Raw genomic sequence first — 7,544 nt, 5'->3', positions numbered from 1 at the left:
ACAAAAAAGTGCCGGTGTCAATTCTTTCGCGCAAATCAAGAAGGACTTGAAACCGTATATGGGACAGTAGGTTAGCTCCTTTCGGGGCCGCTTAGAAGAAGAGCGGCGTTGTCGGCTAGGAGCGACATAGGAGCGTTGGGAGAGAAAGCCGCATCGCACTGTGTAGTGCTGGATTGCCGAGGAACGGCGGGCCTGTCGCATCATCATAGCCCAACAGGCTCGGCGGCATCCAGAATGAAGAACGCGCAGCCTGGGCTGCGCGTTCGATGGATGCCGTTGAATAGCATGCGGTGCAATCATGGCGGCTTCGGTGGTGTGCTGCGGGTCGCCGTGCCCTTCCTGAATCCTCGATCCCCCGCCATGAACGCTTCCAGCATATGCGGGATCAGCGTCGCCGCATCAACGGCCTCGCCATACGCCTGCGCGTGTAGCGCGGCGTAGCGGTCGAGGTCGACTTTCAAGCTGGTCGGGCAAACGAAAGTCAGCTTGGTGCTCTCGGTCTTCGGCAGCGGGCCGAGCCGCAGCTTCTTGGTCGTGCTCATCGTGAAGTCCCCCGGTTGAAGAACAGCGGCTGGTACGGCCGCAGCACCAGATCCCGGTTGACGATGATGCGAACCGGCAGGCCCGGCCGTTGCGTTAAGGTCGGCTGGATGTTGAGGTTGCGCCGGGTCATCTCCTGGCCGACCTGATTGATGCTGTCCTGCGCGCTGTCGCGCCCAGCGATGATGACGCGATCACCATCCTGCCGGTTCTCCGGCGCGGCCAGCTCGGCACCGACGCCCAGCAGCGTGGTGAGTGCCGCACCGGCAAAGATGCGGCCCCAGTGGTAGTCCACATCGTCCTCCAGCCCGGCATAGCCGGCTGGGTCGGTGCCGGCCAGGTTGTCGAGCGTGAGCGAAGACGTGTCCGGCAGGATGATCCGGTTCCAGACGACTTGAACGCGGCTCTGCCCGTAGCTGACCTGGCTGTTGTATTTGCCCAGGATGCGCGAACCCTGCGGAATCAGCAGGAAGCGCCCGGTGGCTGTGTCATAGACCGGCTCCGTCACCGTGGCGATCACGTCGCCGGGCAAGTCCGACTTGATGCCCGTCACCAAGGCACCTGCGACCACTGTTCCGGCCATAACCTGATACGGCGAAATTGGCAGAGTCAGATTGCCGGAATTACGGGTTTCAGTGGGGCCAGCTTTCATGAAAGCCTCTTTCTGGTCTTGCCGGTTTTGCACCGCTGTCGGGTCAGCAGGTTGGGCCGCCGTGGAGGCCGGCCCGGCCGCCAGCGGGTCAAACGCCGCATTGGCGGCGAAGCCCGGCGCAGCGGCCACCTGTGTCTGCGCTACCGGCGCCGCATTCTGCCCACCCGAGCGGAAGAACACGGACGAGGCCGCGGCCGCCTCGGCTTCTTTTCGCAGGGCATCGTTCGGGTCGTGACCGGGGGCCGCGTAGGCAGCCGTCGCCGGTTGCTGCGACTTCACGATAGCCGGGCCAAGATCGCCCGGCAGCGGTGGCCCTAGTTCGGGAACGGCAGGCAGCAACGCCGGCGGCAGCTTGGAATAGTCCGTCGGCAGCGCATCCAGTCCTTCCGACTTTGACACGCGATCGACGTTGTAAAGCTCGGTCTGCTCGCCTGTGCTGCGTCGATGAGGTTGCAGCGACCACATCAGCGCGCCGAGCACGGCGACCGCTAGGACGCCGGCAAGGATGGCCAGCGAGCGCCGGTTCAGGCGTGTGACTGGACGCGGCTGGGCGCGCAGCGCCACTGCCTCCGGCGCCACCTTGTCCGCCTGCGGCGCGGCAAGGTCGGGAGTGTCATCCTGGCTCATGGTCAGTTCCTCCGTGCAACACCATCGGTGCGCTCGATCCGCACCACGTCGCCGCCATCGCCGCCCAGCCGCAGTTCGGCCGCGCCGAACAGGCGATCCACGACGTAGTACGGCGAGCGAAAACGGTAGTTCACCAGTTGCCCGTCGCCCTGCGCGCCGATGACAAACAGCGGCGGCAGCTCGCCCTGGGCGATGCCCGGCGGGAACTGGATATAGACCTTCTCTCCATCATCGAAGGCGCGCAGAGGCTTCCACGGCGGGTTGCTGCCCGATACCGCGTAGCGGAAGCGGATCTTGTCCAGCGACAGGCCCGTATCGACAGGCGTTGTTGCCTGCGCTGCCTGCGCCTGGCGCTGCAACGCGAGCATTCGGTCTTTCGGATAGTCCCAGGACACCGACGCCATCCATGCCCTCTCGGTCGAGGTCAGCTCCAGCAGGTAGGTGCGCCGACTGGTGGTGATGACGAGATTGGTTTTCAGACCGGAGCGGATAGGCTTGACCAGCACATTGACGCGCAGATCGGCCCCGCCGCCGCTGGACGTGTCGCCCACGATCCAGCGCACGGTATCGCCGGCGGCGACCGTTACCAGTTCCTCGCCCGGTTGAAGCGAAACCACCGTCACGCGCCCCGGCGACGCATAGACCTGATAAAGCGCGCCATCGGTGAACGGCCACACCTGAATCGCGTTGACGTAGCCCTCACGGGTAGGCGCGATACGCGCTTCTGCATTGGCACGGGAAACGCGCACCTTTTCGTCGGCCGGCTCCGGCGCAACGGGGGCCTCATCGAGTTCCGGCAGGGGCTTCAACTGCGCCGGCAGCGCCAGCGGTTCAGGGACGGCGACGACTTCGACGGGCTTGGGCGGTTCGGGCAACGGCTGGGCCAGCACCGTCTCGTCGAGCGAGATGGATGGCGGCGGCTTCCCCTGCGAGGCGCAGCCCGCGAGGGCCAGCAGCGTCAAAGGAACAACGTAAAGGCGGAAACGAAGTTTCATGGTTTGGCTCCTTCGGAAGAATCCAGTTCGCGGCTCCATGACAGGCCGTTGACGTAGATACCCAATGGGTTCTTGAGCAGGCGCTGTTCAGTACGCGGGGTTTGCAGGACGGTCGAAAGCACGGCGTTCCAGCGTTCGGTGCCGGCGGGCGCACCGTTGACATAGCGCTGCTCTGTCCAGCGCACGTTGAAAGACGTGTCGCTCGCGCGAACCACGCTGGTGATTTGCACCGTTACCGATTCCTTGCCGATGCGGGCGAATGGGTCATTGGTGCGGGCGTAGTCGTTGAGCACCGCCGCGCCCTTGTCGGTGGTGTAGTCGTAGGCATCGAGCCAGTTCTGCCGCACCACGATGGGGTCGATGGACAGCGAGCGAACCAGCGTCACGAAGCGCGCCAGGTGGTGCGCGATCTGCGCGTCGCCGGGCCGGTACGGCGTGGCGGCCTCTCCCACGGCGCGCACCTGCCCGGCTTGATCGACCTCGATGACATAGGGCGTCACGATGGACTGCGCCGAGCGCCACACCAGGCCGCCGGCCATCAACAGCGCGAGCACTAGGCAGCCGAAGGCCATCAGGCGCCAATTCTTCGCCTGCACGCGGGCGGAGCCGATACGGTCGTCCCACACCTGGGCGGCGGCTTGATACGGGGTGGCAGGCTGCGGCGTATCGGCGTAGCGCACCTGCGGTCGTTTGAATCGCATGGGTGTTCTCCTTGAAGGTTAGGTATCGGAATCCCGCAGGCTCGGGCCTTGCCCGGAGCCGCCGCCGTCGCCGCCGCGCAGCGTGTGGGCGGCAGTAGTCGCGGCATGGGTAGCCTGCTGGCGGCGGTGCATCCGCTTGGCCCAGGCCGGTTGCTCTTGCTTCTGCGAGCCTGCGGTGCCGTCTGCGGTCTGGCCGGGGCCAGCACCGTCGCTGCCGGCTTCTGTGCCGTTCCAGCCAGCGCGGAAGGAGTCGGCCACCTTCTGCCCAACAGCGGAAGCACCAGAGGTGACGCTGCGGCCTGCGGCTTGTGCGCCAGTCTTGGCGACATTGCCGAGGCCAGCCGCCGCGCCCTTGGCACCGCCGCCGGCCGCAGCGGAACCGGCCTGGAACGCCGATCGGGCACTGCCGGCCGCCGAAGTCGCGGCACGCGCACCGGCACCGGCCAGCTTTGCGGCCGCCGGGGCCATTCGTGCCCCGGCCATGACGGCGCCGCCCACGCCCGTTGCGGCGGCGCCGATGGCAACGCCGGTGCCGACAGCCCCGACCGCAGCACCAGCCATCGCGCCCGCACCAAGCTGTGGCGCACCGGACACCAGGCCGGTGGCGATACCGGGGCCGAAAATGCCCAGCGCCAGCAGCGCGAGCGAGGCCAGCATCACGACCAGCGCGTGGTCAATGGATGGTTCGTCGGGATGCACCTGGAACTCGGCGAACAGGCCTGAACCGATGCCGACGATGACGGCCAGCACCAAGACCTTGATGCCTGACGACACCACGTTGCCTAGCACCTTTTCCGCGAGGAACGAGGTCTTGTTCCAGAGTGCAAACGGGATCAAGACGAAGCCGGCGAGCGTAGTCAGTTTGAACTCGATCAGCGTGATGAAAAGCTGTACGGCCAGCACGAAGAAGCAGAGGATCACCACCAGCCAGGCGATGAACAGAACCACGATAGGGTCGATGTTCACGAACACCTCGGGGAACCCAGCCATGTCCCCGATCTGTTCCAGAATCGGCGCGGCTGCGTCGATGCCGGTCTTCGCCAGCCGGCCCGGCTGAAGGAAGTTCTCCATCGTGATGGCCGAGCCGGTAGCGGTAATTCCCAAGCCGGCGAACGAGCGGAACACGATGCTCGCCAGCCAGTTGAAGTTGCCGATGATGTAGGCGAACGCGCCGACATAGAGCACCTTGCGCAGCAGCTTGGCGATCACGTCGTCGCCCTGGCCGGTGGCGTGGCTCATGGCCCAATACAGGCCAGCGATCGTCATGTCGATGACGATGAGCGTGGCGGTGAGAAATGCCACTTCGCCCTGCAATAAGCCGAAGCCCGAGTCGATGTAGCGCGAGAACGTATCGAGGAAACGGTCGATGATGGTCACGTCGTTCATGGCGAATCCTCGGGCGGAGTGAGCGGAACGGCGCCCTCTGGCAATTCATCTGCGGGCGTATCGAAGCTCGGCGGAATCGGCGGGAGTTCAGCCAGCGAGTTGTATTCATCCGGCCCGGTATGGCCGGCGAAGAAGCGCCGCCGGAAGGCTTCAGCGGCGGCGCGGCAGGCATCCTCGCCCACGACCTGCCGGTCGGCCGCGCATTGCCCGCGCAACGCCTTGAGCCGCACCGGATCTGCGGCCAGGGCGTCGGCCAGGTTCTCGGCCGGCTGCTGGCCGCACGCGGTCAGCAGCACGGCCATCAGGACGGAAGCGCATCGCATGGCCGCCTCCGGTCAGTTGTTATAGAAGTTGACGGACTGCGGCGTGTACGGCGTGCCGGTGCCCAGAAAGCGCCGCCGCACTTCGCGGGCGCGCTCCATAGCCGCCGCTTGCCGCGCCAGTTCCAGTGAAGCGGCCCGGTCTTGCGTGATCTGGAGCTGCTGCGCCTGGATCGACTGCTTGGCCTGCAAAGCCAGGAGCTGGTTCGTCGCCTGCATCGCTTGCAGCGCGCCGGTGGCCGACTGGCTCTGGCTCACGAGATCGGCCAGCGCGCTTTCGTCTTGGGCGAGGTTCTGCGACACCTGCGCCTGCATCCGCATCGCGGTGTGCAAGCCGTTCAAGGTGTTCTGCCAGCGTTCGCGGGCGTCCTGTGCCATGCGGTCGCCGCTGATGGTGGCGGCGTACTGTTCCGGGTACAGGCGGGCGAACGTGGCATCCATGCTCTGCACGTCGTAGGCCAAGCCGCGCGCCTCGGCGATCAGGCGCTCGGTGGTGGCGAGCGTCGAGCGCAGGCGGTTGACGATGTTGAAGTCGAGATTTGCCAGGTTCCTGGCCTGGTTCATCAACATCTGCGCCTCGTTCTGAAGCTGGTTGATCTGGTTGTTGATCTGTTCCAGCGTGCGCACGGCGGTCAGCGTGTTCTGCACGAAGTTGGACGGGTCGAACACCGTCAGCGCGGATGCGGGCTGCACGGCCAGCAGCGATACCGACAGCACGGCAGCGAGTGAGACAGAGAGCAAACGGGGCTTGGTCTTCATGGTGAAACCTCCAGCGGTTGAGAAGCGAGAAAGGAAGCTGCCGCCGGAGCGGACGGCAGCAGGTCGGCGGCCCAGCCGAGGCCGCGATGGCGCAGCCACGCGCCGGCGAAGCCGGGAGCGCCGGCCTGCGTCAGCACGCGGTCAATATCGCGTTGGTCTTGAGGGGTGGATGCGCCCGCGAATGCGAGCGCGACAGGCCCCAGGTCGAGGTCGAACAGGCGATTGCCGAGGCGCGACTGGTAGTAGTAATCGCGCTTGGGCTGTGCGGTCGCCACGATCTCAATCTGGCGGCTGTTCAAGCCGAAGCCTTCGTAGATCGTGCGAATCTGCGGCTCGGTGGCCTGCGGGTTAGGTAAGAAGATCCTGCTCGCGCAGCTTTCGATGATGGCTGGCGCGATGGTCGAGTCCTTGATGTCGGCCAGCGACTGCGTGGCAAAGATGACGCTGACGTTCTTTTTTCTGAGCGTCTTGAGCCATTGCCGGATGCGGGCCGCGAAGGACGGCTCATCGAGGAACAGCCACGCTTCATCGAGGATCAGCAGCGTGGGCGCGCCGTCAAAACGTTCGTCGAAGCGGGCGAACAGGTAGCGCAGCACTGCTTGCACGGCGGCGGGGCTGTGCATCAGTTCTTCCATCTCAAAGCCCTGCACGTCGGCCATGCCCAGCCGGTCGTGGTCAGCGTCCAGCAGCTTGCCGTGGGCGCCGCCCAACACATAGGGCGCGAGCGCTTGGCGCAGCGCGTTGGACTGCAATAACACCGACAAGCCGGTCATGGTGCGCTGCTCCACTGGCGCACCGGCAAGGCTTCGCAGCGCCGACCAAATGGCAGCCTTCTCGTCCGGGCCGACCGTCACGCCTTCGTGCAGCAGCCGGCCCTCCACCCATTCGGCGGCCCAGGTGCGGTAGCCCTCGTGGGCTATTCGCGCGAGTGGCTGGAAGGCGATGCCGCCATCGGCACCGAGGTCGTAGTGCTCACCGCCAAGGCCGAGGATGGTGGCGCGCATCGAGCGCCCCATGTCGAAGGCGAAGATCCGCGAGCCGAAGTAGCGCCGGAACTGCATGGCCAATATGGCGAGCAGCACCGACTTGCCCATGCCGGTCGGCCCGGCGACAAGGGTGTGCCCCACGTCGCCGATGTGCGTCACCAGCCGGAACGGCGTCGCGCCATCGGTGCGGGTGACGATCAGCGGCGGGCCATCGAGGTGTTCGTTCTTCTCCGGCCCAGCCCATACCGCTGACATCGGCATCATGTGCGCCAGGTTCAGCGTCGAAACGATGGGCTGACGCACGTTCGCGTATGCGTTGCCGGGGACGGACGACAGCCAGGCATCGACTGCGTTGAGGGTTTCGGGGATGGTCACGAAACCCCGGCCCTGGATGACGCGCTCCACCATGCGCAGCTTCTCGTCGGCCACGGCCGGGTCGGCGTCGAGCACCGTCACCGTGGCGGTGAGGTAGCCGAAGGCGACTTGATCGCTGCCCAGCTCCTGCAAGGCGGCATCGGCGTCGGCGGCCTTGTTGCTGGCATCGGTATCGACCAGCGGGCTTTCCTGCTGAAAGATCG

General features: G+C 65.7%; 7 protein-coding genes and 1 pseudogene. All 8 read right to left on the bottom strand.

The window, feature by feature from the left end:
* Positions 1-296 precede the first annotated feature (296 nt).
* On the bottom strand, positions 297-542 hold the full coding sequence (locus G7020_RS23300; protein WP_000108283.1) for a DUF2274 domain-containing protein: 246 nt from the start codon (positions 540-542) through the stop codon (positions 297-299).
* A complete protein-coding gene (locus G7020_RS23295; protein WP_003092274.1) occupies positions 539-1,819 on the bottom strand; it encodes a TrbI/VirB10 family protein in 1,281 nt (426 codons plus the stop codon). Before G7020_RS23295 ends, G7020_RS23300 begins: the two co-directional genes overlap by 4 nt.
* A 2-nt stretch (positions 1,820-1,821) precedes the next feature.
* Complete coding sequence (gene trbG, locus G7020_RS23290; RefSeq protein WP_000776560.1) at positions 1,822-2,814, bottom strand: P-type conjugative transfer protein TrbG; 993 nt, start codon at positions 2,812-2,814, stop codon at positions 1,822-1,824.
* The gene (trbF, locus tag G7020_RS23285; RefSeq protein ID WP_001211312.1) at positions 2,811-3,515 is read right to left on the bottom strand and encodes a conjugal transfer protein TrbF; all 705 of its coding nucleotides are present in this window, start codon (positions 3,513-3,515) and stop codon (positions 2,811-2,813) included. The genes trbG and trbF overlap by 4 nt, the downstream gene beginning before the upstream one ends.
* An 18-nt stretch (positions 3,516-3,533) precedes the next feature.
* Positions 3,534-4,901 carry a P-type conjugative transfer protein TrbL gene (trbL, locus tag G7020_RS23280; RefSeq protein ID WP_014603537.1) on the bottom strand — a complete coding sequence of 456 codons (1,368 nt, stop codon included), beginning with the start codon at positions 4,899-4,901 and terminating at the stop codon, positions 3,534-3,536.
* Positions 4,898-5,224, bottom strand: coding sequence for a hypothetical protein (locus G7020_RS23275; RefSeq protein ID WP_181087195.1), 327 nt, complete (start codon positions 5,222-5,224; stop codon positions 4,898-4,900). Before G7020_RS23275 ends, trbL begins: the two co-directional genes overlap by 4 nt.
* 12 nt (positions 5,225-5,236) lie before the next feature.
* A complete protein-coding gene (gene trbJ, locus G7020_RS23270; RefSeq protein ID WP_003092277.1) occupies positions 5,237-5,980 on the bottom strand; it encodes a P-type conjugative transfer protein TrbJ in 744 nt (247 codons plus the stop codon).
* A pseudogene (locus tag G7020_RS23265) lies at positions 5,977-7,544 on the bottom strand (conjugal transfer protein TrbE); the annotation flags it as partial. The gene trbJ and the pseudogene G7020_RS23265, both read right to left, overlap by 4 nt.

This window comes from Stutzerimonas stutzeri (assembly GCF_013522825.1).
In the GTDB taxonomy this organism is placed as follows: Bacteria; Pseudomonadota; Gammaproteobacteria; order Pseudomonadales; family Pseudomonadaceae; genus Stutzerimonas; species Stutzerimonas stutzeri_AK.
This window is presented reverse-complemented; position numbering and strand designations above follow the sequence as displayed.